The sequence below is a fragment of the Amycolatopsis rifamycinica genome (assembly GCF_000695625.1).
In the GTDB taxonomy this organism is placed as follows: domain Bacteria; phylum Actinomycetota; class Actinomycetes; order Mycobacteriales; family Pseudonocardiaceae; genus Amycolatopsis; species Amycolatopsis rifamycinica.
Window position 1 is genome coordinate 73,615 of the sequence record NZ_JMQI01000074.1, and the last position, 23,811, is coordinate 97,425.

Annotated in this window: 18 protein-coding genes; 14 read left to right on the forward strand and 4 right to left on the reverse strand. The window is 73.0% G+C overall.

What is annotated here, in order from left to right:
* The first annotated feature begins 5 nt into the window (after positions 1-5).
* The 3 genes from DV20_RS36280 to DV20_RS36290 all read left to right on the forward strand — a co-directional run bounded on the left by DV20_RS36280 (position 6) and on the right by DV20_RS36290 (position 3,635).
* Positions 6-458 carry a Fur family transcriptional regulator gene (locus DV20_RS36280; RefSeq protein WP_043787879.1) on the forward strand — a complete coding sequence of 151 codons (453 nt, stop codon included), beginning with the start codon at positions 6-8 and terminating at the stop codon, positions 456-458.
* Positions 455-2,728: a catalase/peroxidase HPI gene (gene katG / locus DV20_RS36285; protein ID WP_043787880.1), complete on the forward strand. Its 2,274-nt coding sequence runs from the start codon at positions 455-457 to the stop codon at positions 2,726-2,728. Before DV20_RS36280 ends, katG begins: the two co-directional genes overlap by 4 nt.
* A gap of 142 nt (positions 2,729-2,870) precedes the next feature.
* Positions 2,871-3,635: a polysaccharide lyase family 7 protein gene (locus tag DV20_RS36290; protein WP_043787881.1), complete on the forward strand. Its 765-nt coding sequence runs from the start codon at positions 2,871-2,873 to the stop codon at positions 3,633-3,635.
* 37 nt (positions 3,636-3,672) lie between these two features.
* Here DV20_RS36290 and DV20_RS36295 read toward each other — a convergent pair whose 3' ends face one another.
* The gene (locus DV20_RS36295) at positions 3,673-4,695 is read right to left on the reverse strand and encodes an LLM class flavin-dependent oxidoreductase (protein ID WP_043787882.1); all 1,023 of its coding nucleotides are present in this window, start codon (positions 4,693-4,695) and stop codon (positions 3,673-3,675) included.
* A gap of 125 nt (positions 4,696-4,820) precedes the next feature.
* On the opposite strand from DV20_RS36295, the gene DV20_RS36300 reads away from it, so the two are divergent.
* Complete coding sequence (locus DV20_RS36300; protein ID WP_043787884.1) at positions 4,821-5,339, forward strand: hypothetical protein; 519 nt, start codon at positions 4,821-4,823, stop codon at positions 5,337-5,339.
* Between the two features lie 150 nt (positions 5,340-5,489).
* Positions 5,490-7,154 (forward strand): alpha/beta fold hydrolase, encoded by a 1,665-nt coding sequence (locus DV20_RS36305; protein WP_043787885.1) that lies wholly within the window; start codon positions 5,490-5,492, stop codon positions 7,152-7,154.
* On the opposite strand, the gene DV20_RS36310 is transcribed toward DV20_RS36305, so the two are convergent.
* Positions 7,138-8,775 carry a DUF6461 domain-containing protein gene (locus DV20_RS36310; RefSeq protein ID WP_043787886.1) on the reverse strand — a complete coding sequence of 546 codons (1,638 nt, stop codon included), beginning with the start codon at positions 8,773-8,775 and terminating at the stop codon, positions 7,138-7,140. The genes DV20_RS36305 and DV20_RS36310 overlap by 17 nt on opposite strands.
* Before the next feature lie 398 nt (positions 8,776-9,173).
* Here DV20_RS36310 and DV20_RS43310 point away from each other — a divergent pair, with 398 nt between their 5' ends.
* Positions 9,174-9,572: a helix-turn-helix domain-containing protein gene (locus DV20_RS43310; RefSeq protein ID WP_051736275.1), complete on the forward strand. Its 399-nt coding sequence runs from the start codon at positions 9,174-9,176 to the stop codon at positions 9,570-9,572.
* 449 nt (positions 9,573-10,021) lie between these two features.
* On the opposite strand, the gene DV20_RS36320 is transcribed toward DV20_RS43310, so the two are convergent.
* On the reverse strand, positions 10,022-13,105 hold the full coding sequence (locus DV20_RS36320) for an AfsR/SARP family transcriptional regulator (RefSeq protein ID WP_160169775.1): 3,084 nt from the start codon (positions 13,103-13,105) through the stop codon (positions 10,022-10,024).
* Positions 13,106-13,319: 214 nt separating this feature from the next.
* Between DV20_RS36320 and DV20_RS36325 the strand changes: the two genes are divergently transcribed.
* The 8 genes from DV20_RS36325 to DV20_RS36365 all read left to right on the forward strand — a co-directional run bounded on the left by DV20_RS36325 (position 13,320) and on the right by DV20_RS36365 (position 23,066).
* Entirely contained in the window at positions 13,320-14,543 is a 1,224-nt protein-coding gene (locus tag DV20_RS36325) for a hypothetical protein (RefSeq protein WP_043787887.1), read from the forward strand.
* Positions 14,540-15,010 (forward strand): hypothetical protein, encoded by a 471-nt coding sequence (locus DV20_RS36330; RefSeq protein WP_043787888.1) that lies wholly within the window; start codon positions 14,540-14,542, stop codon positions 15,008-15,010. The genes DV20_RS36325 and DV20_RS36330 overlap by 4 nt, the downstream gene beginning before the upstream one ends.
* A gap of 251 nt (positions 15,011-15,261) precedes the next feature.
* Entirely contained in the window at positions 15,262-16,683 is a 1,422-nt protein-coding gene (locus tag DV20_RS36335; RefSeq protein ID WP_043787889.1) for a cellulase family glycosylhydrolase, read from the forward strand.
* Between the two features lie 113 nt (positions 16,684-16,796).
* A complete protein-coding gene (locus DV20_RS36340; protein ID WP_043787890.1) occupies positions 16,797-17,156 on the forward strand; it encodes an ArsR/SmtB family transcription factor in 360 nt (119 codons plus the stop codon).
* A complete protein-coding gene (locus DV20_RS36345) occupies positions 17,153-17,635 on the forward strand; it encodes an SRPBCC family protein (RefSeq protein WP_043787891.1) in 483 nt (160 codons plus the stop codon). Before DV20_RS36340 ends, DV20_RS36345 begins: the two co-directional genes overlap by 4 nt.
* A complete protein-coding gene (locus DV20_RS36350; protein ID WP_043787892.1) occupies positions 17,632-18,183 on the forward strand; it encodes a maleylpyruvate isomerase family mycothiol-dependent enzyme in 552 nt (183 codons plus the stop codon). Before DV20_RS36345 ends, DV20_RS36350 begins: the two co-directional genes overlap by 4 nt.
* Before the next feature lie 396 nt (positions 18,184-18,579).
* Entirely contained in the window at positions 18,580-21,639 is a 3,060-nt protein-coding gene (locus DV20_RS36360; RefSeq protein WP_051736277.1) for an MGH1-like glycoside hydrolase domain-containing protein, read from the forward strand.
* A 116-nt stretch (positions 21,640-21,755) separates the two neighbouring features.
* A complete protein-coding gene (locus tag DV20_RS36365) occupies positions 21,756-23,066 on the forward strand; it encodes a cellulose binding domain-containing protein (RefSeq protein WP_043787894.1) in 1,311 nt (436 codons plus the stop codon).
* 3 nt (positions 23,067-23,069) lie between these two features.
* Here DV20_RS36365 and DV20_RS36370 read toward each other — a convergent pair whose 3' ends face one another.
* Positions 23,070-23,810: an alpha/beta fold hydrolase gene (locus DV20_RS36370; protein ID WP_235191094.1), complete on the reverse strand. Its 741-nt coding sequence runs from the start codon at positions 23,808-23,810 to the stop codon at positions 23,070-23,072.
* Position 23,811: the final 1 nt, after the last annotated feature.

A 23,811-nucleotide genomic window follows, 5' to 3' on the forward strand; every position in this document is an offset into this window, starting at 1 on the left:
CGGTGATGTCGGACTTCGAAGCACAGCTGCGGGCGGTCTCGCTGCGGGTCACCAGGCCCCGGCTGGCCGTGCTCGCCGCGTTGCGCGATCATCCGCACGTCGACACCGAGACGGTGATCGACCTGGTGCGCGCCGAGCACCCCACGGTTTCGCACCAGACGATCTACGACGTGCTGCGGGCGCTCACCGACACCGGGCTGATCCGGCGCATCCAGCCGGCCGGTGCGAACGCCCGCTACGAAGCGCGGGTGGGTGACAACCACCACCACGTCGTGTGCCGTTCGTGCGGGGCGATAGCCGACGTCGACTGCGCCGTCGGCCACACCCCCTGTCTCACCGCCTCGGACGACCACGGTTTCGTGATCGACCAGGCGGAGGTCGTCTACTGGGGCACCTGCCCCGACTGCGCGGCCGCCCGTCCCCGAAATGATTCGCCGCTCCCGGAAGGAAGTAAATGAGCTCCACCCAGGACACCCCGTCCAGCGCGCAGGGCGTGGACAAGAAGGCGGCGGCCGGTTGCCCGGTCGCGCACGACTCGGTGACGTCGCACGGCAGCGAGAGCGAAAACCCGGCGATCGACTCCCCGAAGCCGAAGACGGGCGGCCGTCCGCGCACCAACAAGGACTGGTGGCCGAACCAGCTCGACCTGTCCGTGCTGCACGCGCACTCGGCCAAGGGCAACCCGCTCGGCGAGAACTTCAGCTACGCCAAGGAATTCGCGAAGCTCGACGTCGAGGCCCTCAAGCGGGACATCACCGAGGTGCTCACCACCTCGCAGGACTGGTGGCCCGCCGACTTCGGCCACTACGGCGGCCTGATGATCCGGATGAGCTGGCACGCCGCGGGCACCTACCGCATCCATGACGGCCGCGGTGGCGCCGGGGACGGCAACCAGCGCTTCGCCCCGCTCAACAGCTGGCCCGACAACGCCAACCTCGACAAGGCCCGCCGTCTGCTGTGGCCGGTCAAGCAGAAGTACGGCCAGAAGATCTCGTGGGCCGACCTGCTCGTGCTCGCCGGCAACGTCGCCCTGGAGTCGATGGGCTTCAAGACCTTCGGCTTCGGCTTCGGCCGCGTCGACGTCTGGGAGCCCGAGGAGATCATCTGGGGCCCGGAGGACGACTGGCTGGGTGACGAGCGCTACGTCAGCGACTCGGAGATGGCGCCCGAGGTGGGCGCGACCGAGATGGGCCTCATCTACGTCAACCCCGAGGGTCCCCGCGGCAGCGCGGACTTCGAGGCGGCGGCCCACTTCATCCGCGAGACCTTCGCCCGGATGGCGATGAACGACGAGGAGACCGTCGCCCTCATCGCCGGCGGCCACACCTTCGGCAAGACCCACGGCGCCGGCGTCGCCGACGACCACGTCGGCCCGGAGCCGGAGGGCGCGGACCTGGAGGCGCAGGGCCTCGGCTGGCTGAGCACGCACGGCACCGGCAAGGGCCCGGACACGATCACCAGCGGCCTCGAGGTCACCTGGACCGACAAGCCGACCCAGTGGAGCAACCGCTTCTTCGAGATCCTGTTCGGCTACGAATGGGAGCTCACCACGAGCCCCGGCGGCGCCAAGCAGTACGTCGCCAAGGACGCGCCGGAGATCATCCCGGACCCGTACGACCCGAACAAGAAGCACAAGCCGACGATGCTCACGACGGACCTGTCGCTGCGCTTCGACCCGGTCTACGGCCCGATTTCGCGCCGCTTCCTGGAGAACCCGGACGAGTTCGCGCTGGCCTTCGCCAAGGCCTGGTACAAGCTGCTGCACCGCGACATGGGCCCGGTCAGCCGCTTCCTCGGCCCGTGGGTCGCCGAGCCGCAGCTGTGGCAGGACCCGGTCCCGGCCGTCGAGGGCGACCTCGTCGGCGACGCCGACATCGCCGCCCTCAAGGCGAAGGTCCTGGAGTCCGGCCTTTCGGTCTCCGAGCTGGTTTCGACCGCGTGGGCGTCGGCCGCGAGCTTCCGCTCCACCGACAAGCGCGGTGGCGCGAACGGCGCCCGGATCCGCCTGGAGCCGCAGCGCAACTGGGAGGTCAACCAGCCCGAGCAGCTCGGCAAGGTCCTGGAGGTCCTCGAGGGCGTCCGGCGCGAGTTCAACGAGGCCGGCGGCGCGCAGATCTCGCTCGCGGACCTCATCGTGCTGGCCGGTTCGGCCGCCGTCGAGAAGGCCGCGCGCGACGCGGGCGTCGAGACGACCGTGCCGTTCCACCCGGGCCGCACCGACGCCTCGCAGGAGCAGACCGACGTCGACTCGTTCAAGGTCCTCGAGCCGCGGGCCGACGGTTTCCGCAACTACCTGCGGGCCGGCGAGAAGCTGCAGCCGGAGACGCTGCTCGTCGAGCGCGCCTACCTGCTCGGCCTGTCCGCGCCCGAGATGACGGTCCTGGTCGGCGGCCTGCGCTCGCTCGGCACCAACCACGGCGGTGCCGCGCACGGTGTCCTCACCGACCAGCCGGGCGTGCTCACCAACGACTTCTTCGCCAACCTCCTCGCGCCGGGCACCAAGTGGAAGGCGTCGGAGTCGGCGGAGAACGTCTACGAGATCCGCGACGTGACGACCGACGAGGTGAAGTGGACCGCCACCGCGGTCGACCTCGTCTTCGGTTCGAACTCGCAGCTGCGGGCGCTGGCCGAGGTCTACGCCAGCGACGACGCCCGCGAGAAGTTCGTGGCCGACTTCGTCGCCGCGTGGACGAAGGTCATGGAGCTCGACCGCTTCGACCTCGCCTGAGTTTCACCCCCGAACGGGCCCGGCCGAGCCTCGGCCGGGCCCGTTCGGCTTCGCGGCGATCTTGACAACGGGTGATCGCCGTCCTACCGTGGGTCCACGCCGCCGGGTTGTCCAGACCAGTTACCGTGAAAGGACACCCTCGATGCGCGTGCGTGCCCTGCTCGTCCTCCTCGCGATCCCCGCACTGGCCGCGGCGACCGCGGCCCCCGCACTGGCCGCGGACCCGTCCGTGGCGCCGGGCGGCAACTTCGACCTCTCGATCTGGCAGCTGCAGGAGCCGGTCGGCTCGCCGGGCAAGCCGACGACCATCTCCTCGTCCCGCCTGCAGGGGCCGGACGGCTTCCAGGACAGCTACTTCTACACCGACACCCGGGACGGCGCGATGACCTTCTGGGCGCCGGAAAAGGGCGTCACCACGCCGAATTCGAACTACGCGCGCTCGGAGCTGCGCGAGATGAACCGCGACGGTTCCGCCGCGGACTGGTCGCTGAGCGGCTCCCACAAGCTCAGCGCGACCCTGCGCGTGGTGTCCGTGACGTCGAACGTGTGCGTCGGCCAGGTGCACCTCGGCACCGGCGGCTCATCGACGAAACCGCTGCTGGAGCTGTACTACCGGGCGAGCGGGGACATCGTGCTCGGCACGGAGAACTCCCCCGACGGCGGCCAGACCGCGCACACCGTCGGCCACGTGTCGATCGGCAAGACGTGGACGTACACGATCGGCATCTCCGGCGGCAACACCATCGACCTCACGGTCAACGGCACCACGACGCACTACGGCATCCCGTCGTCGTTCAAGCCGTACAAGCAGTACTTCAAGGCCGGTTCGTACAACCAGTCCTCTTCGGACAGCACGACGAAGGGCGCCCGGGTGGCGTTCTACGGACTGAAGGTCAGCCACGGCTGAACCGAGTGCGGCCCGGCCGCCACCGGACCGCCACCGGTCAGCGCCAGCCCAGCTCCGGGGCCACGTGCGTGACGATGTTCTCCAGCACGTGCGCGTTGTACTCGACGCCGAGCTGGTTCGGGATGGTGAGCAGCAGGGTGTCCGCGGCCTGGATGGCTTCGTCCTCCTTGAGCTGCCGCACGAGCTCGTCGGGTTCGCCGGCGTAGGAGCGGCCGAAGATCGCCCGGGTGTTCTCGTCGATCATGCCGACCTGGTCGCGCGAGCTGCGGTCGCGGCCGAAGTACGCGCGGTCGGTGTCGTTCGTCAGCGCGAAGATGCTGCGGCTGACCGAAACCCGCGGCTCGCGCTCGTGACCGGCTTCGGTCCACGCCTCGCGGTAGGCCTCGATCTGCTTGCGCTGCTGGACGTGCAGCGGCTCGCCCGTCTCGTCGTCCTTGAGCGTGGAGCTCTGCAGGTTCATGCCCAGCTTTGCCGCCCAGACGCTCGTCGCGTTCGAGCCGGAGCCCCACCAGATGCGCTCGCGCAGGCCTTCGGAGTGCGGCTCGAGCCGCAGCAGGCCCGGCGGGTTGGCGAACATCGGCCGCGGGTTCGGCTGCGCGAATCCCTCGCCCTCCAGGAGCTTGAGGAACACCTCGGTGTGCTGCCGGGCCATGTCGGCGTCCGTCTCGCCCTCGCCGGGGGCGTAGCCGAAGTACCGCCAGCCGTCGATCACCTGCTCGGGGGATCCCCGGCTGATGCCGAGCTGGAGCCGGCCGCCGGAGATGAGGTCGGCGGCGCCCGCGTCCTCGATCATGTACAGCGGGTTCTCGTAGCGCATGTCGATCACGCCAGTGCCGATCTCGATCTTCGACGTCCGCGCGCCGATCGCCGCCAGCAGCGGGAACGGGCTGGCCGCCTGCCGCGCGAAGTGGTGCACGCGGAAGTAGGCACCGTCCACGCCGAGCTCCTCGGCGGCGACCGCCAGGTCGATCGACTGGTGCAGGAAGTCGGCGGCCGACCTGGTCTCGGAGTGCGCCCCCGCCGACCAGTGGCCGAACGAGAGGAAGCCAATCTTCTTCACGCCACCTCAGACGTCCGGCGGCCGGAAAGAATTCCCCGTGTGAGCCGGTCGTTCGCTCGTTGCGGTGAATCGCGGCCCGGGACCGGCCGGGCCGGGTACCCCGCCGGAAAACGAGGAGGAGACGCATGCCCGACAACGACCTCACCGGGTTCCTGATCATCGGCCTGGTCATCGTGGTGGCCGACGGCCAGGTCCTCTACCGCGGCGGACGGCGCTACCTGAGCGGGCCGGACGGCGGTGAGGGCACCGGGTCGATGGCGTGGATGGTGGTGACCGTCTTCCACCTCGTTTCCTTCGGCGTGCTCGCCCTGCTCTCGGTGGTCGGCCCGCAGTGGTCGGGTTCGACGGCCGCGCTGGTCGGCCGCCTCGGCATCTTCCTGCTGCTGATGGCCGTGGCCCACGTGCTGACGCTGGCCGTCCTCTCCCGGCGCCGCCAGGACCGGATCGTCGAGGAGCACTTCCAGGAGCGCGAGACCGAGCGCCCGGTGACCGAGACCTACCTCCGGCCGGCCACCGAGGTGGTCGTCGAGCCGGTGGCGACGGACCCGGCGCGGCGCACCAGCGTCACCCCGGTGCCCGGCCAGGACGGCCCGCACCCGCGGGTGGCCCCCGATCTGGGCAACCACGGCCCGTACCGCACCTGACGTGCGCCGAAGCGTTCACCGGATCGAAGGAATCCACGCGGCGAGCCGCGACTTTGCGCTGCCACTGTCCCACGGGCTGTGATTGGATCACGCCCGGCCGGTGTGCGAGGAAGGAAGACTGCGGTGCGAACGTCCCGAGCAGGGCTGGCGGTGGTGGTCTCGGTCCTGGTGGCGGCCACGGCGCCCGCCGCCGCGACGACGCCCGACCCGCTCGCGCCGTACCGGAGCCAGGAAGTCGCCTGGGGCGCCTGCCCGTTCAAGCAGCGGAGCCAGCCCCGGCCGGCCCAGTGCGCGCGGATCACCGTCCCGCGGGACTGGGCGGCCCCGGCGGCCAGCGTCGACCTGCAGGTGGCGATCAGCCGCGTGCCGGCCACCGGCGCCCGGCAGGGCGCGATCCTGATCAACCCGGGCGGCCCCGGCGGGCGGGGCACGTCGCTCGCGGGCGCGCTGGCCGGCCTGGAGCCCGGGGTGAACGAGCGCTACGACATCGTCGGCATGGACCCCCGCGGCACCGGGCAGGAAGGCGGCGAAGACCCCGGGTACGTGTGCCGGGTGCCGCTGGGGCGGCTGCCCCAGGAGGACGACCTCGACGCCCGCGACCGCTCGGCGGACAGCATCGCGCAGCACCAGCGCACGCCGCGGGTGCTGGCCGAGGCGTGCCAGAGCGACGCGCTCGCGCCGTTCATCACCACCTGGCAGACCGCGCACGACATGGACCTCATCCGCGCCCTGCTGGGCGACGAGAAGCTGAACTACCTCGGTTTTTCCTACGGGACCTGGCTCGGGGCGAAGTACGCGTCGCTGTTCCCGGACCGCGCCGGGAAGATGGTCCTCGACTCCAGCGTGAACTTCGAAGGCCGCCTCCAGGCCGCGTTCGAGGCGTTCCCGAAGATCGACCAGCGCCAGTTCGACCGCGTCTACGCGCCGTGGCTGGCCCGCCGGTTCCCCGACCAGCTCGGCAAGACCGCCGGGGAGGTCCGGGCGAAGTGGGAGCGGCTGCGGACCTTCTTCAAGTCCCGGGGCGTCCCGCCCGACGTCTTCGACCAGGTCTTCGTCGGCAACGGCAGCACGCGGCAGTGGCTGGTGGGCGCGCTGGTCCTCACGAAGGGCGCGGCGGCGCTCGACGGCAAGACCACCCCGCCGCCCGCCGCGCTGCGCGACGACCTCGACCGGGCCTCGCGGGCCGTCTTCGGCCGTTCCGCGGACCGGCTGACCGCCGCCGACGTGGCGGCGGACCCGCCGGAGCCCGACTACGCCGACGTCCCCGGCACCCGGCTGGCCGTGGCGTGCGGGGACCAGCCGACGCGGACGGCCGGCTGGTACAAGCTGCTCAGCGACCTGCAGGGGCCGGCCTACCCGCTGTTCGGCTGGGCCTACGGCCTCAGCGAGGCGTGCGGTTTCTGGTCCGACCAGCCCCGGCACGAGCTGCCGAAGCTCTCGCCGCGCGCCGCGAAGAACATCCTCGTCGTCCAGGGCGAGTTCGACCCGCAGACCGGCTACGAACAGGCCGAGGCGGCGGCGCGGGCGGCCGGCATCCCGATGATCTCGGTGGCGGAATCGCCCTTCCACGGTCAGTACGCCGTCAGCGGCAATTCCTGTGTGGACGATCTGGTGAACGGCTTCTTCCTCGGCACCGCGCGGCCCGCGGCCACCGTCTGCCCCGGCGTCCCGCTGCCCGGGGAGCACCAGGTGTTCCCGGTGCCGGGCCCGGCGGGCGAGCCGGCCCAGGCCACGGCGGCCGCGCCGCGGGACGCCCGCTCCGGGGTCCGGGCCCGGCTCCAGGACGAGATCAGCGCGGTCAACCGCGGTCGCTGATCCGGTACGCCACCCCGAGCCGGTCGAGGTCCTCCAGGTCTTCCGCGTACAGCCCCCGGCCGGTGAACCGCTCCACCGCCACCAGGCACTTTTCCGTGCGGTCGCGGTAGTTCTCCAGGTCGAGACCGGCCAGCGCCGCGGCGACGTCGTCGTCCGCCGACGGCTCTCCCAGCCCCGGCTCGAACGCCGAGACGACCTCGCCGCCGCGGGCGAAGGACAGGCGCGTCAGCCCGTTGACGTTCCAGAACATGCTCGCCGCCCGGCCGGCCCGGGACGCCGCGGCGAGCACGGGCGCGTCGGAGCCGGTGAAGCCGTTTTCCTCGATCGCCACCACGACGCCGTCGAGATCGAGGACCGCCAGCCACGGGTCCCCGTACTCCTCGCGCAGCTCCGCCAAGGGTTCCGGGCGGCCGGGGTCGGCGCCGAACGCGCGGAGGACGTCTTCCGCGGGGAGGCCGGTGGCGATGGTGACCGTCGCCGCCACCGTCAGCCGGGACCGCCCGATCCAGCGGTAGCGCACCTCGGGCCGGTCCACGACCGGCGGCTCCGGCTCGCCGCGCAGGCGGTGGCCGAGGCGGTCGGCGCGGGCGTGCACCACCGTCGGCGCCGGCGGCGCCGCCCAGACCCAGAGGTCGTAGCCCTCGGTCTCGGGGTCGTCGCGGCCGTAGGCGTGCACGCGGACGCGGTAGTCGCCGGGCCACGGCGGCGTGGTCACTCCCCCGCCGACGCCGGCCGAGCCGTGCTCCGCGCGCCAGCTGAGGTCCACGACTTCTTCCCAGCCCAGGGTTTCCGCCGTGGCGGGCGGCTCGGCCAGCACCCGGATACCGACCCGGACCGAACCGTTCTCCGTGCCGGTGCGGACGACCACACCACCGGCGGCCGCCTCCGCGAGGCCGTTCTCGGCGAAGGTGCCGTAGGGCGGGAACCCGCCTTCGGTCAAGGCGAAGACGTGGTCGCGGACCGCCACGGACGTGCCGCCGGACCGCGGCAGCCGGTACTCGGCACGTTCCTTTTCCCGCAGCGCCGCCGCGTAGCCTTCGGGCATCGGCGCCTCGCGGAGCAGGCCCGCCGCCACCCCGAGCGCCGTCCCGACGATGCCCGCGACGCCGGGGTGGCCGGCTTCGCGGGCGGCGATCGTCGCGATCACCAGCGCGATCGCGAGGTGACCGGCACCGTGCTCGGCCGCGATCGCGGCTTCGTCCCCTTCGGCGGTGAGCCGGGCTCCCGCCACCACGCCGGCGGTCAGCTCGGCCACCAGCTCCAGGAGGCCGGGCCGGAGCTGGGCCAGCAACCGCGTCTCGCGCAGGGCTTCCGCTTCGCTGTCCGAGCTGAGGAAGCCGAAGGTCCCGTCCCGCAGCGGCTCCAGCGCGGCCGTCACCGAAGGCGCCGGGACGTCGAGCCGGGTCAGCGCCAGCTCCACCGCACCGTGCACGCGTTCGACCACCCACGACGGCAGCGTCCGCAGTGATCGCACCACCTCGGACTCGGGGAAGTCCGGGTAGCGGGTGCGCTCCGGCTCGAGCCGGAGGCGGCCCAGCGCCGCGGCCGGCGCGGGCGGGATCACGGCGCGGACGGCGGGCACCGCGGCGGCCACGGCAGCGGCCAGGTCTTGTTCCCCCATGCGGCCACTGTGCCAGAAACCGGCCTGCAGCTGCGAACCGCCGGAGCCGACCGGCTGGGGGCCACGCTGCCGCGCCGGCGGGCGGGTGAGCGCCGCGCAAGCGTCACCTTCTTGTCCTTTGGTGTCCCCTCGCCGCGACAGTCAAGATCACCAGCGACTCCATCACGAACCCCCGCCCGTAACCAGGAACACATCCGCGAACCGAGGGGTGAACCCGCGGTGACCACGGCAGATCCCCACATCGCTCGTACGAGCGAGCCGGTAGAACACGTCTGGCGGTGTACGCCTCCTCGTCCATCGCCTTGCCTGGAGGAACACCTCAGATCGCCGGGGACGGCAACGACGGCTCCGCACGCTCCGGCGATACCGGATCAGCTGGTCGGGGCGGCGGTGATCTCGTGAACGAGGCCGGGAAAGAACACAGGCCGAACCGGCGGGCGCACCGGCTGCCCGCCGACGTGCCCGCCGAGGAGGCCGCCGAATTGAAGCGGCGGTACCTCGCCGGGGCGACCTTGAGCGCCCTGCTGGAAGATTTCGACGGCAGTTACCGGACCTTGCGCGCCGTCCTGCAGGAGCAAGGCGTCACTTTCCGGGCCCCGCAGCCGATCGCGCCGCCCGCTCCGCCCGGAATGGTCGAGACCTATTACAGTGGCAAGTCGATCATCGAAACCGGGAAGGCCTTCGGCCTCGGGCGGGACATCACCAAACGCATGCTGCTCGAAGCCGGCGTGGAGCTCCGCGGACGTGGACGACCACCGCGGTCGCCGTCCACGGGATCCGACTTCACCGATTTCTGAGCGGCCGAGGCGCCCGGCGGGGGATCCGGGCGCCTCCTGCCTCCTCAGTAATAACGCCAGTGCAGGGGAAAACAGGTCATCACAACGAGGACGACCATCATGCCGGTCAAGACCAGCGGATGCGACCGAAGACGCTTCAACTCGACACCTCGGGGGGTGAGGTGGCCGCCGTATCGGCAGCCGTCTTTTGTAAGGTGCCGAGCACAATATCGCAGCGCTTCTATCACTCGAATCGGGGGTGGATCTACCGATCCAGCGACCGCACACCCACCGAAATGAAGAATCCGTGGGCAATGCGAAACGTTTTCATACTATCGGGTTGACGTTTCCCACGATCGTGGCGCGCTGAGATGCGCTGAGCTACGAAGGGTGATCATGGTCTGCGGCATTCGGGGCCGTCCCGCTCGGCCGGGAACACCGATCAACGAACAGCAGCGGCTGCCGCAGAGCTATGACGCGGAGCCGCGTCGAGAAGTCGATTCGGAGACGCCCGTGAGGTGCTCACCGGCCGCGGACAGGCGCGGTGACGGCATCGCCACCGTGTCGCGGTCGCCCTCCCTGGCCTGCGGGACCACCACCGCCGCGTCCAGTTCGGCCAGTGCCGCCTCGATCCGCTGGGCCTGGCCGAGCCGCTCGCGGTCGCGGAACAGGCGCGCCGCTCGTTGCCACAGCAGGCGGGCGTCGTCGATGTTGCCGCGGTCGAGGAGGATTTTCGCGAGGGTGTCCAGCGCCCTTCCGCGGCCCGTGGCGTGCCCCGACCGGTCCGCGAGCTCCACCGCCTGGTGGGCGTGCCGCAGGGCCGCGCGGTCGTCGCCTTCCGCGTGGCGCAACCGGGCCAGCACCGTGTTCAGCTTCATCGCCGTCGGCAGGTGCTGGCTCTCGTTCATCAGGCGCGCCGCGCGGGCGCACTGGTCGCCGGCCTCCGCGTGGCGGCCCATCCGGGTCAGCAGGTCGGCCAGGGCGAGGTGGGTCAGCGTGCGGCCGGGGCCGTCCTCGATCTGCTCCCGCAGCGCCAGGGCCTCGCGGTACAGCGCCAGCGCGTCGAGCTGGTGGCCGCCCTGCTCCAGCAACGCGTCCGCGTGCCGGTGCAGGGCCGCCGCGCACCGCTCGGGCTCCCCCAGTGCCCGTGCCGCCTCGAGAGTTTCGCGCGACATCGTCACGGCCTGGTCGACGCGGCCCGCATGCAGGTGGCGGCGCGCCATGTTCAGCATCACCGTCACCCGGCCGATCCCGATGCCGTGGGCGTCGACCAGCCGCAGCGCCGCCCGCAGGTACGGCTCGGCCTGGGCGTCCTGGCCCATCAGCAGCAGGGCCTGCCCGAGGTCGTTGAGGCTCGAGGCCTCCGCGTAGGCGTTGCCCACCGCGGCGGCCGAAGACGCGGCGACCGTGAACCCGGCGATGATGTCTCCGAAGTGACCGTGGCGGTCGAACACGTCCGCCGTCAGCGACGGCAGGGTGAAGGCGATCCCCGGCAGCCCCGCCTCCGCCGCGAGGCCGACCGCGGCGGTGAGCGTCGTGCGTTCGCGCAGCACCCACTGCCGGGCCGCCGCCGGCGTGGCGAACCGCGCCGCGGTGACGTCGCCGCCGGTGGGCGGCAGCTCCGGCCGGTGGCGCCCCGGGTACACCGTGCGGTGCGCTTCGTAGGCGGTCAGCAGGTAGAACTCGAGCAGCCGCCGGCGCGCCTGCGCGCAGTCGGCCAGCTGCCGCGCCAGCGACTGCGCGTACAGCTGCAGCAGGTTGTGCACGCGGTAGCGGTCGAGGTCACCCGGCTGCTCGATCAGGTGCGCGGCCACCAGCACGGCGAGGGACTGCCGCACCTGCGGCAGCGGCCGCCCGTCCGCCGCGGCGATCGCGTCCGACGCCACCTCGGCGCCGGGGTGCAGTCCCAGCAGCGCGAACGTCCGCTGCTCGGCGGGCCGCAACCCCTGGTACGACAGCGTGAACGCCGAGCGCAGGCTGCGTCCCGGCCAGTCGCCGTCGGTGCCGACGTCCAGCAGCATGTCCGCCTCGCGCAACGCTTCCGCCAGCGTCACCAGCCGCATCCCGGTCCGGGCCGCGGCGCGGACCGCCACCAACGTCAACGCCAGCGCGTTGCCCTGGCACAGCCGCACCAGGGCGGCCACCCCGGCCGGATCCTGCCGGGCCCGCGGCCCGATCCGCCGCTCCAGCAACGCCCGGGCCGCGTCCGCCGACAGCGGCGCCACCGTCACCACCGGGCTCGGCCGCGCCGCCAGCAACGCCGACAGCCGCTGCCGCGTCACCACCACGACCGTGCACTCCGCCAGCACCCGCAGCAGCGGCTCGACCTGGTCGGTGCGCGCGACGTTGTCCAGCACCACGAGCAGGCGGCGGCGCCGCAGCAGCCGGGTCAGCCGTGCCGCCCGCACCACCGGCGACACGATCTGGTCGACCGGCACGTCGAGCAGCTCCAGCAGGAGCTCGACGACGTCCGCCGCGGAGGCGCCCGCGACCTGGCCGTCGCCGCGCAGGTCGAGCAGCGCGACGCCGTGCGGATAGCGGCTCGCCGCCCGGTGGGCCCACCGCAGCGCCACCGTCGTCTTCCCCACGCCGGGGCCGCCGGTCAGCATGACCACGTCCGCGCGCGGCAGGCCCGCCGAGTCCACGGTGAACGCGTCGAGCTCGGCCAGCACCGCTTCGCGGCCCACCACGCCGTCGACGTCGGGGGGCAGGTGCCAGACCGCGGGCAGCCGCGGTTCGCCCTCCGGCGGGTCTTCCGCGGCCGCCGGTGCGGGGCGCGCCGGCGCGGGGAACGGCGCCGCACCGGGCTTGAGCAGCTCGTCGTGGACGGCGAGCAGTTCGCCGGCCGCGTGCAGATCCCCGCTTTCCTGGTACTCGCGGCGGAGACGGCGGAAGTACTCGGTCGCCTCCAGCGCTCGCCCGGCGGCGAAGAGGGCGCGGATCCGCAGCTTCGCCAGGCTCAGCTCCATCGGGTGGGCGGCGTCGAGATCCTCCAGGCGCGCCACCGCCAGCTCCGTCTGCCCCAGCAGAAGCTGTTGCGACACCACGAAAGCGTTGGCCGGGACCCACTCGTTGCGCGCCCACCGCAGCCGCCACTCGTCGGCAGGCGCGGTCCGCAGGCCCGCCAGCGGCTCGTCGCGGCGCAGCCCCACCGCGGCCAAGGCCTCCACGTGTGCGCGGTCGTGCTGCCCCTGGTCGCGGAACTGCCGCGCGCGGGCCATCATCGCCCGGAACCGGTAGTGGTCGATCAGCCGCCGGTCGACGTCCAGCCGGCAGCCCGCCTTGCCGATGGTGACGCCGGCGTCGGCGCCGTCGGCCTGGAACGCCTGCCGCAACCGGGCGCCGGCCTGGTGCAGCGTTCCCAGTGCGTCCTGCGGCGGGTTCTCGTGGTCCGCCCACACCCAGGCCACCACGGTGTCCACCGGGAGCAGCCGGCCGGGATGGGCCAGCAAGGCCGCGAGCACCTGGCCCGGACGGCCGCGCACCGGCTTCACGTCCATATTCCCGTGCAGCAGCAGAGCCGTTTGCCCGAGAATTCCGAACCCGATTTCCATCAGATCCCCTCCCCGCGGCGAACCGGCACGCCGCCCCTCTCCGCCCACCGCATTTTCGCATTCGCCACCACGAACTACCAGGTCACAGCGGCAAGTGTCCCGAAATGACGATCTTTGTCGATCCATTGTCAAGATGCGGAGCAGCAGGCCAAACCCGGTTTTCCACCTCGCCGCGCAGTCTGATGACAGTTTTCGGACAGCGAGGGAGAAACAGATGACCGAGGCAACCTGGGTCCGCAGTCCCGTCGGCCGCGCCGACCGGCACTACGCCACGCGGTGCGGCACGAAATCCGTTCTGGTGCTGGTTCCGCACCCGGTCGCCGGCACCCGGCTGTTCGACCTGCTGCCGCTGCTCGAAGCCGACCACCGCGTCCAGGTCGTCTTCGCCGACCCCGAAGCGGGTGACAACTGGCAGGCGGGCCGGGACTTCCTGCACGCGCACGGCGGCATCGTGCTGCCCTGGCCGCAGGCGCGGCGCGGCGAGTTCGACCTCGTGCTCGCCGCCAGCACCCGGGGGCTCGACGACCTCGCCGCGCCCACCCTGCTGGTGCCGCACGGCGGCGGGCTCGGCCAGTACCGGCCCTGGCGGCCGCCGGACACCGCCGTGCCGCGCCCGCGGCGGCACGGCACCGGGCTGGGCCCGGACCAGCTGCTGCGGGAAGGCCGCCTCCGGGCCGACGCGGTCGCGCTGGTCCACGACCGCGAGCGCGCGCTGCTCGCCCGGCAGTGCCCGCAGGCGCTGCCCGCCGCGGTCGTCACCGGCGACATCGCCCTCGACCGGCTCACGGCCAGCCTTCCGTACCGCGACCGCTACCGGCGGGCGCTCGGCGCCACCGACGGCCAGGAGGTCGTCGTGGTCAGCTCGACGTGGTCACCGCGCTCGGCGTTCGGCCGCCACCCCGGCCTGTTCGACCAGGTCCTCGCCGAACTGCCCGGCGACCGCTTCCGGGTGACCGGGCTGCTGCACCCGAACGTCTGGGCCCACCACGGCGCCTGGCAGGTGCGGTCCTGGCTCGCCGACGCCCTGCGCGCCGGGCTCGTCCTGGTGCCGCCGGACGAAGGCTGGCGGGCGGCGCTGGCCGCCGCCGACCACGTGCTCGGCGACTACGGGTCGGTCACCGGCTACGGGGCGGCCGCCGGGGCCGCGGTCCTGCTCGAGGACACGCCGGACCAGCCGCTTCTGGACGGCAGCCCGGCCGCGGTACTGGCCCGGCACGCGCCCCGCCGCCGGCCCGGCGAGCCGCTGGCGCCGCAGCTGGCGGCCGCGCGGGAAGCGCGGGACAGCCACGGGATTCCCGAGCTGGTCCGCGGGCTGCTCAGCTCGCGGCCCGGGCAAGCCGGGCGGCTGCTGCGCCGCACGATGTACCGGCTGCTCGACCTGCCGGAACCGGCCCGCACCGTCCCCGTTTCGCCCGTCCCGCTCCCGGTGCCGGCATGAGCACCATCATCGCCACCCGCGTTCCGCGGCCGCCGCTCACCGGCTGGCGCTACCACCGGGCGACGGCTTTCAGCACCCGCCTGGCCGACGCCCACGGCCTGCCGGCGCTGGCCGACATCGCGATCGCCCCGCCCCGGCCGTCCCGCCCCGAGGCGCACGCGCTCCTGACCGCCACCCTCGACCGGTGGCCCGGGCTCACCCTCGCCGCGGCGCCCGCCGGCCCCGGCATCTGCCTCCTCGGCGACCGGTCCGGCGAAACCGCGCTCGCCGAGGTCGTCCCGGCCGAGCTCGCCGCCGTGGCCGGCTACCTGTGGCTGACCACCGGACGGCGGCTGGGTGCCCTGGAGCCGGTGCGCGCCGTCGGATTCGGGACGGCCGGCCATCAGTGCGAACTCGTGGTCGTGGCCGGAGGATTTTGGCTCGGCCTCGGGGGAAGTTCGCCGTCACACCCCGGCCGGCGAGGGTGAAATCCGCCCGTTCGAGAGCAGTCCGACTCCAGACCACAGTGGACGGACAACACTCCCCCTCGAGCGGCTGGCGCACCCGGCCTGGCCGGGAGTTACGCGCCATCGAGAAGCCCCCGGACGGCACCCGGTGTGGTCGCCGCCCGGGCGGCGGGGGCGACCGCGGCTCTTGACGGCGCCCGGTGGCGGATGTTCTCATCCTGGGAGCGCTCCCAGCCCGTCGAAACACTCGAACACGGATCAAAGGGAGTTCAATGAAGCGCTCCATCGCTGCGCTGGCGGCCGCCGGCGCGACGGTTCTCGGCAGCACGGCCGTGCTCACCATGCCGCAGGCCTCGGCCGCCGCACAGGGCTGCCGGGTCGACTACACCGTCACCAACCAGTGGCAGGGCGGGTTCCAGGCCGGGGTCAAGGTCACCAACCTCGGCGACGCCGTCACCGGCTGGTCGCTGAAGTTCACCTTCCCCGACGCCGGCCAGAAGGTCGCCCAGGGGTGGAACGCCACCTGGTCGCAGTCCGGCACGGCCGTGACCGCCGCCAACACCGACTGGAACCGGACCCTCGGCACGGGTGCCGCCACCGATCTCGGCTTCACCGGCACCACCACCGGCGGCAACCCGATACCGGCGTCCTTCACCCTGAACGGCGTCACCTGCACCGGGTCGACGACCACCACCACGACCCCGGTCACGACGAGCACGACGAGCACGACGAGCACACCGACCACGACCACCACGCCGTCCCCCGGCGGCACGCCGCTGGCCGCGAACGGACAGCTGCACGTCTGCGGCACCCACCTGTGCAACGAGGCGAACCGGGCGATCCAGCTGCGCGGCATGAGCACGCACGGCCTCCAGTGGTTCAACTCCTGCTACAACGACGCCTCCCTCGACGCGCTCGCGAACGACTGGCACGCCGACCTGCTCCGCATCGCGATGTACGTGCAGGAAAAGGGGTACGAGACCAACCCGGCCTGGTTCACCGACCGGGTCAACAGCCTCGTCGGCGAGGCCGAGGAACGCGGCATGTACGCGATCATCGACTTCCACACCCTCACCCCCGGCGACCCGAACTACAACCTCGACCGCGCCAAGACGTTCTTCGCCGCGGTGGCCGCGCGCAACGCGGCCAGGAAGAACGTGATCTACGAGATCGCCAACGAACCCAACGGCGTGAGCTGGGGCGCCATCAAGAGCTACGCCGAGCAGGTCATCCCGGTGATCCGCGCCGCCGACCCGGACGCGGTCGTGATCGTCGGGACCCGCGGCTGGTCGTCCCTCGGCGTCTCCGACGGCTCGAACGAAACCGAGGTCGTCAACAACCCCGTCAACGCCGCCAACATCATGTACACCTTCCACTTCTACGCCGCCAGCCACAAGGACAACTACCGCTCGACGGTGAGCCGGGCGGCGGCGAAGCTGCCGCTGTTCGTCACGGAGTTCGGCACGGTGACCGCCACCGGTGGCGGCACCCTCGACCAGTCGAGCACCACGGCCTGGCTGGACCTGCTCGACCAGCTGCAGATCAGCTACGCGAACTGGACGTACTCCGACGCCGACGAAAGCAGCGCCGCGCTGCTCCCGGGCACCTGCGCGGGCAGCGACTACGGCACCGGACGGCTGACCGCGTCCGGCGCGCTGGTCCGCAGCCGGATCAGCACGGCCGACCACTTCTGATCACCCGGGGGTGGGGCTCCGCACGGAGCCCCACCCCCTTTCTCAACCGCCAGGTTGACAACGCCCGCGAGGCGCTCTACCGTCGTATTCAACCGAAGAGTTGAGGAACAACGGTGGACGAAGACAGCGAGCGGCTCAACCGGGTGTTCGCGGCACTGGCCGACCCGACGCGGCGCGATCTCGTGGCGCGGCTGGCCGGCGCGGACGCGACGGTGGGCGAACTGGCCGAGCCGTACGACATGAGCCTCCAGGCCGTCTCCAAGCACGTGAAGGTGCTGGAGGAGGCCGGGCTGGTGACGCGCAGCAAGGACGCCCAGCGCCGTCCGGTCCACCTGGACGCCGAGGTGTTCGACCTGATGACCAAGTGGATCGAGCGGTACCGCAAGCAGGCCGAGGAGCGCTACCGGCGCCTCGACGCCCTGCTGGGCCGCATGACCGGCGACAAAGCCCAACCCCGGAAGGACGCGTCATGACCATGGCGAAGCACGAGACCCAGATCCTGGCCGACGACGAGGTGCCGGCCATCCGGCTCGTCCGGGACTTCGACGCCGCGCCCGAGCAGGTGTTCCGCGCGCACGTCGACCCCGAGCTGTACGCGCAGTGGGTCGGGCCGCACTCGGTGACCACGCGGATCACGCGGTGGGACGCGCGCACCGGCGGCGAATGGGCGTTCGCCAACGACCGCGGCGGCGAGGAGATCGCCGCGTTCCACGGCTGCTTCCACGAAGTGCGGCCGAACGAGCGGATCGTGTCGACGTTCACCTACGACGGCGAGCCCGACAACGTCGCACTGGAAACCCTGACCCTGGAGGAGATCGAGGGTGGCCGCACCCGGCTGCGGGTGTTCAGCGTCGTGCCGGACTTCGCGACCCGGGACGGCATGCTGGCCGGCGGCATGGAAGTGGGCGTCAACGAGGGGTACGCCAAGCTCGACGAACTGCTCGCCCGATGACCCCGTCCCGGCAGCACGCGGCCGACGCCGCCCGCTTCACCGAACTCGTGGAGTCGGCTCCGGCCGGCGACTGGGCGCGGCCGGCGCCGGTCGCGGGGTGGACGGCGCTCGACGTCGTCCGGCACCTGGTGGAGTGGCCGCGCGGCTTCCTCCGCGGCGCGGGGATCGAACTGCCGGCCCTGGCCGTCGACGCCGACCCGGCCGGAGCGTGGAAGCAGCACGTCGCCGACATCCAGGCCGTTCTCGACGACCCGGCCGGGCGGGTGCTCAGCAACCCGCACACCGGCGACCGGCCGGTGGCGGAGGCGATCGACCAGTTCTACACCGGCGACGTCTGGCTGCACTCGTGGGATCTCGCCAAGGCGCTCGGCCGCGAGCCCGACCTCGGCGAGGAGCGCTGCGCCGGAGCGTTGACGGCGATGCGGCCGATGGAGCGGATGCTGCGCGAGAGCGGCCAGTTCGGCCCGGCGGTGCCGGTGGCGGACGACGCTTCGGCGCAGGACAGGCTCATGGGCTTCCTCGGCCGCGACCCGGCTTGGCGCGCCTGAGCCCCACCGCCGGTCACGGCCGGGTGCGAGCGAGCTCGTCTCCGGGTCGCCGGGCACGGGGACCACGCAGCGCAGGACACCGCCGCGGGCGCGCAGCGGATGGCACTCCAGCCGCCCACCGCGGCGGGGCACTTTCACGTGAAAGTGCCCCGGAGGACGGCGTGAGGCAGGGCTGCGCGCCCAGCGCGATCAGGCGGGCGACCTCCGCCGCCACGTCGTCGGTCTCGCGGTCGACGTGGCGGCGGGGGCGCCGTCGATCGCCCGGGCCGGGCCGGCGTCTCGAGCGCGGCGGGGTGGAAACCCCGGATACAACGTTGTAAGGCGGTATTTACAACGTTGTATCCCACCGGCTACCGTCGCTCTGCCCGGTCCCCGAGGAGCACGAGGAGCGTCGGCATGCGCTCGCTTCGACGTCTGTGCACGATCCTGACCACCGCCATCGTCGTCCTGGCGGCGACGGCGATCCCCTCGGCGGCCGCCGCGGCCGGACCGCCGCCGGTGTACCCGGGCGTCGGCCCCGGGACGCACCTGCTGGACCACGCGGCGAAGCTGGCCGGCCTGACCGATCCCGCCTGGTACGAAGCCAACATCCCCTTCGTCGACCTGCCGGACCGGACGATCGAAGACACCTACTACTACCGCTGGCGCACCTACCGCGAGGCCCTGAAGTACACCGGACCGGACGACGGCTGGATCGTCTCGGAGTTCCTCGGCCCGGTCGGCTACTCCGCCCCCGGTGGCGGGATCGACGCCGCCGCCGGGCACCACCTCTACGAGGGACGGTGGCTGCGGGACCACCGCTACCTCGACGACTACGTCGACTACTGGCTGCGCGGCAGCGGCGCGGGCCCCAAGCCGGCGACCGACGGCCTCAACGAGAACACCACCGACTGGGCCCACGAATACTCGTTCTGGGCCGCCGACGCCGTGCTCGCGCGGGCCGCCGTCGACGGCCGCTGGAGCTTCGCCGTCGACCGGATCCCCGACCTGCGGCGGCAGTGGGCCGCCTGGTCGCCGCAGTTCGACCCGGGGCTCGGCCTCTACTGGCAGGTTCCGGTGTGGGACGCCATGGAGTACACCGCCAGCTCCTACCAGAGCCCGGACCCCTACCACGGCGGCGCCGGCTTCCGCCCGACGCTCAACGCCTACCAGTACGGCGACGCGCTGGCCATCGCGAGCCTGCTGCGCCGGCGCGGCGCGCCCGGCGACCGGGCGCTCGCCGACCGGTACGAACGCGATGCCCGCTCCCTGCAAGCGAACCAGGACCGTCTCCTGTGGGACAGCGGCGACCGGTTCTACAAGCACGTCATGCGGGACGGCAACCCGGCGCGGGCCAAGATCGCGGACCGGGAGGAGATGGGGTTCGTGCCCTGGTACTTCCACATGGCCCCGGCCGGCGCCGCCGCCGCGTGGGCGCAGCTGACCGATCCGGCGGGCTTCGCGGCCCCGTTCGGGCCCACCACGGTCGAACGGCGGAGTCCCTGGTTCATGCACGACGCCGAGCGGGGGTGCTGCCGCTGGTCGGGCCCGAGCTGGCCCTACGCGACGAGCCAGACCCTCACCGCGCTGGCGAACCTGCTCACCGACTATCCCCCGCAGCCGTACGTCTCCGCGCAGGACTACTACACGCTGCTGCGCGGGTACGCCCTCACCCAGCGCAAAAACGGCGTGCCCTACGTCGCCGAAGCACACCACCCCGACGAAGACCGCTGGCTGTACGACTCCCCCGGGCACAGCGAGGACTACAACCACTCGACGTTCGACGACCTGGTGCTGTCCGGGCTGCTCGGCATCCGGCCCCAGCAGGGCGACCAGGTGCGGCTCGCCCCGCTCGTTCCGTCCACATGGGACCATTTCGCCGTCGAGAACGTCCCCTACCACGGCCGCAACCTCACCGTCGCCTGGGACCGTGACGGGCACGTCTACCGGCAGGGCGCCGGGCTGAGCGTCTGGCTGGACGGCAAGCTCGTGCACCGGCAGGCCGGGCTGACCGCGGTCGACGTGCCGGTGCGGCCGGGCCGGGCGGCCGACGCCGCCCGGGTCGTCGACGACCTGGCGAACCCCGGCCGCACGGGGTACCCGGCGGCGTCGGCGTCCTACACCTGGCCCGGGGACAGCCCGGCGAACGCCGTCGACGGCCAGGACTTCGCCCTCGACGTCCCGTCGACGCGCTGGACCAGCTACGGCAGCCCGAACCGCGGCGACTGGCTGGCCGTCGACCTCGGCGCGGCCACCGACGTCTCCGACGTCCGGATCTCCTTCTACGACGACGGTGGCGGGGTCCGCACGCCGGACGCCTACGCCCTGCAGTACCGCACCGCCGACGGGTCGTGGGCCGATCTTCCCGGCCAGGCGAGGGAACCGGGCACGCCGGAAAAGGGCAGGCCGAACCGCGTCGTCGTGCAACCGGCGGTCCGCACCGACGGGCTCCGCGTCCTGCCGTCCAGAGTGGACGGTGGTGCCGTCGGCATCACGGCGGTGCAGGCGTGGCGCGCCGAGGACGAGCGCCTGGAAGCCCGGCTCCAGGACGACCCGGCACGGCTGCGGCCCGGGCAGACGGCCGAGATCGGCGGCTGGGTCCGCGCTGCCCAGGCGATGACCGTCCGGCCCGCGCTCACGCTGCCGCGCGGCTGGACGGCCCGGCCGCTCGGCCCGGACGGCGACCTGCGGCTCGTCCCGGGACGGCCCGTCCCGCTGCGGTGGCGGGTGACGGCTCCCCCGGACGCGCCGGTGGGCACCCAGGCCCCGGTGCGGCTGCTGGTCGCCACGCTCGACCACGGCACGCCGGTGCGCAGCACCGCGGACGTGGCGCGGGCGGAGGTCGTCTTCGACCCCGCCGATTTCGGCACGCCGGTCTGGGACGACGACTTCACCGGCGCCCGGCCGGACGCCTACCGGATCGGCGCGCGGTTCGGGGAGCCGGTTCCCGAGCTGAGCCAGGCGGACGGCGCACTGGTCGTGTCCGCGAGCCGGCAGTCCGCCGCCGTGCTCGTGGCGCCGGTGGCCGCCCCGGCCGGCGACTTCGCGGTCATCCTCGAACCCCGCGCCTTCGCCGGCGGCGCCCCGGAGGACAGCGTTCTGCTCGGCCGCGCCGCGGGGCCGGACGACCTGGCCCTGGCCTGGTACAACCACCACTTCGGCACGTCCGGCGCGGACGTGCGGGCGGGCGGGCGCGACTACGGCGACGACGTGACCGGCGGGTGCTGCGCCGCGGTCACGTGGTCGCCGGGCGACCGGTTCGCCGTCGTGTCGGACCACCGCGGCGGGCTGACGAGCTGGCTGGAACACCAGGACCGGTGGCAGCTGCTGCGCACGATCCCGGCCGGCCCGGTCGTCGCCGCCGGCTGGTCCCCCGCGATCGGCCTGCGGCTGACCACGGGCCGGATCAGCCTCGAGCGCCTGACCGTCGTGGCCGCGACCACCCCACCCGCCCCGGCCCTTTCCCAGCGGAAGTGACGGGCGGGGGCGGCGATTGACAACCGGCGGGGGCGCGAGGGACTCTGGGAGCGCTTCCAGACAATGCTGCCGGGTCGCTTTCCCTGCCGCGGCAGGAGAGGGCGGAAGGAGAGTCCATGGGATCCGCCTCCCGCCGGTCGGCCGCGCGCCCGGGTGTGCTCGCCGTTGTCGCCGCGCTCGTCGTCGGTGTTTCCGTGCTGTGGCCCTGGAAGTCGGGCGCCGCACCGGCCGAGCCGAGCACGGGCAACGCCACCCGCTTCGACGCCCTCGGCGCCCCCTACGGCGGCTGCGGCCTGCCGCAGGACATGCTCGACGCGCCGGACTTCGTCGCCCTCAACGTCTACAACACCCCCGGTGACTACGGCTTCTACCCCCGGCCCCTCCCGCCTTCGCAGGCCGCGAAGATCGGCCTGTGGGACAACGGCCGCAACTGCGGGCGGTTCGTGCAGGTCACCATCGGGGAGTACTGCACCGGCGTCAACGACGGCGCGCCCGGCCAGCCGTTCTGCCGCAACGGGTCCTGGGTGACCGACGGCTACGCCGGTGCCCGGCTGACCATGGTCGTGGCCGACAGCTGCGGCGACGCGAACGCCTGGTGCCGCGACGACCCCGGGCACCTCGACCTGTCGACCGCGTCGCTGAACCGGTTCGTGAAGAACGGCGTGCCGGTCGGGGACATGAACCCCGCGCACTGGAACAACCGGCGCGTCTCGTGGTCCTACGTGCCCGCCCCGGACTACACCGGCGACCTGAAACTCGGCTTCCTCCAAGGCGCGCAGCGGTACTGGACGGCCATCGCCGTGTCGCACCTGCCCAACGGCGTCCACGGCGTGGAATTCCTCGGCGCGGACGGCACCTGGCAGCAGGCGCAACCCGACAGCGATCTCGGGCAGGCCTTCGTCATCGGCCCGACCGCCACGGCCGGCACCGCCTACGCGATCCGGGTCCGGGACGCGAGCGACGCGCTCGTCAACGACGGCCGCGTCTACCGCTTCACCTTGCCGGACCCCTGCCTCTCGGGGTGCGCCGCCGCCTACACCGCCATCGCCTACACGACCGGGACCAGCACCCCCACCACGACTCCGGCGACGCCCACCACACCCACGACGCCGACCACACCGGCCGGGTCGTCGTGCACGGCGACCTCCGCGGTCACGTCCTCGTGGAACGGCGGGCACCAGCTGGAGTTCACCGTGAAGAACACCGGCTCGGCCGCGCTGACGGGCTGGACCACGGCGTTCACCTTCGCGGGCAGCCAGCAGCTGACCAGCTCCTGGAACGCGGTGCCGGCCCAGACGGGCCGGCAGGTGCGGGCGGCCAACCAGACCTACAACGGGACGCTGGCCGCCGGAGCCACGACGACGTGGGGCGCCGTCGTGACCGGCGCCGCCGAGCCGCTGACCGGGCTGGATTGCACCGCCCGCTGATCCTCAGTCGATCGTCGCCCAGAACCCGGTCAGCGCCGCGGCGGCGCCGGCCGGGTCGTGGGTCATCCACCAGTGGCCCATGCCCTCGAGGACGGCGACCCGGGCGCCCGCGCGGGCGGCCGTCCGGCGGCGTTGCTCCTCGGTGCCGGCCACGTGGTCGGCCGTGGCCAGGATGGCCAGCCCCGGCCGGAGCGCCGCCCGGTCCAGCGGCACCCCGAGGCCGGGCGCACCCGCGGCGGCGGACCGGTACAGGCTGAGCACCGCGCGGCCCATCTCCTCGTTCTGCCCCGCCGCGACGCGGGCCGCGACCGCCCGGCCCATGCCGCGTTCCACCAGCACCGCCGTGCGCTCTTCGGCCGCGGCGCCGAACCGCGCCGCGACGTCGGCCTCGCCGACGCCCGGTGTCTGCCAGCGGCGGGCGAGTTCGTGCCACTCGTAGCCGGGGTCGAAGCTGCCGAGCGCGTCACTGACCCAGCTGCGGACCAGGTGCGGGTGGCTCAGCACGACGGCGACGACGTGCCTGCCGCCGAAGTCGTGGCCCACCAGGTCCACCGGCTCGCCGAACGCCGCCAGTTCGCCGGCCAGCCAGTCCCGGTAGCCGGCCGGGGTGGCGGCGAACCCGGCGGGCAGGGGCGCGCCGAAGCCGGGCGGGGACAGGCGGACCAGGTCGGACCGCACCGGCGCGAGTTCCGCCAGCAGCAGGTCCCAGACCGCCGCCGTCTCGGGGTTGCCGTGGACGAACACC

Excerpts from the sequence above, each read along its gene's own strand:
- DV20_RS36300 (WP_043787884.1), top strand. The coding sequence starts at position 4,821 with ATGCCCGACAACGACCTCACCGGGTTCCTGATCATCGGCCTGGTCATC.
- DV20_RS36325 (WP_043787887.1), top strand. The coding sequence starts at position 13,320 with ATGACCGAGGCAACCTGGGTCCGCAGTCCCGTCGGCCGCGCCGACCGG.
- DV20_RS36290 (WP_043787881.1), top strand. The coding sequence starts at position 2,871 with ATGCGCGTGCGTGCCCTGCTCGTCCTCCTCGCGATCCCCGCACTGGCC.
- katG (WP_043787880.1), top strand. The coding sequence starts at position 455 with ATGAGCTCCACCCAGGACACCCCGTCCAGCGCGCAGGGCGTGGACAAG.
- DV20_RS36310 (WP_043787886.1), bottom strand. The coding sequence starts at position 8,775 with ATGGGGGAACAAGACCTGGCCGCTGCCGTGGCCGCCGCGGTGCCCGCC.
- DV20_RS36350 (WP_043787892.1), top strand. The coding sequence starts at position 17,632 with ATGACCCCGTCCCGGCAGCACGCGGCCGACGCCGCCCGCTTCACCGAA.
- DV20_RS36335 (WP_043787889.1), top strand. The coding sequence starts at position 15,262 with ATGAAGCGCTCCATCGCTGCGCTGGCGGCCGCCGGCGCGACGGTTCTC.
- DV20_RS36360 (WP_051736277.1), top strand. The coding sequence starts at position 18,580 with ATGCGCTCGCTTCGACGTCTGTGCACGATCCTGACCACCGCCATCGTC.
- DV20_RS36365 (WP_043787894.1), top strand. The coding sequence starts at position 21,756 with ATGGGATCCGCCTCCCGCCGGTCGGCCGCGCGCCCGGGTGTGCTCGCC.
- DV20_RS36330 (WP_043787888.1), top strand. The coding sequence starts at position 14,540 with ATGAGCACCATCATCGCCACCCGCGTTCCGCGGCCGCCGCTCACCGGC.
- DV20_RS36345 (WP_043787891.1), top strand. The coding sequence starts at position 17,153 with ATGACCATGGCGAAGCACGAGACCCAGATCCTGGCCGACGACGAGGTG.
- DV20_RS36280 (WP_043787879.1), top strand. The coding sequence starts at position 6 with ATGTCGGACTTCGAAGCACAGCTGCGGGCGGTCTCGCTGCGGGTCACC.
- DV20_RS36320 (WP_160169775.1), bottom strand. The coding sequence starts at position 13,105 with ATGGAAATCGGGTTCGGAATTCTCGGGCAAACGGCTCTGCTGCTGCAC.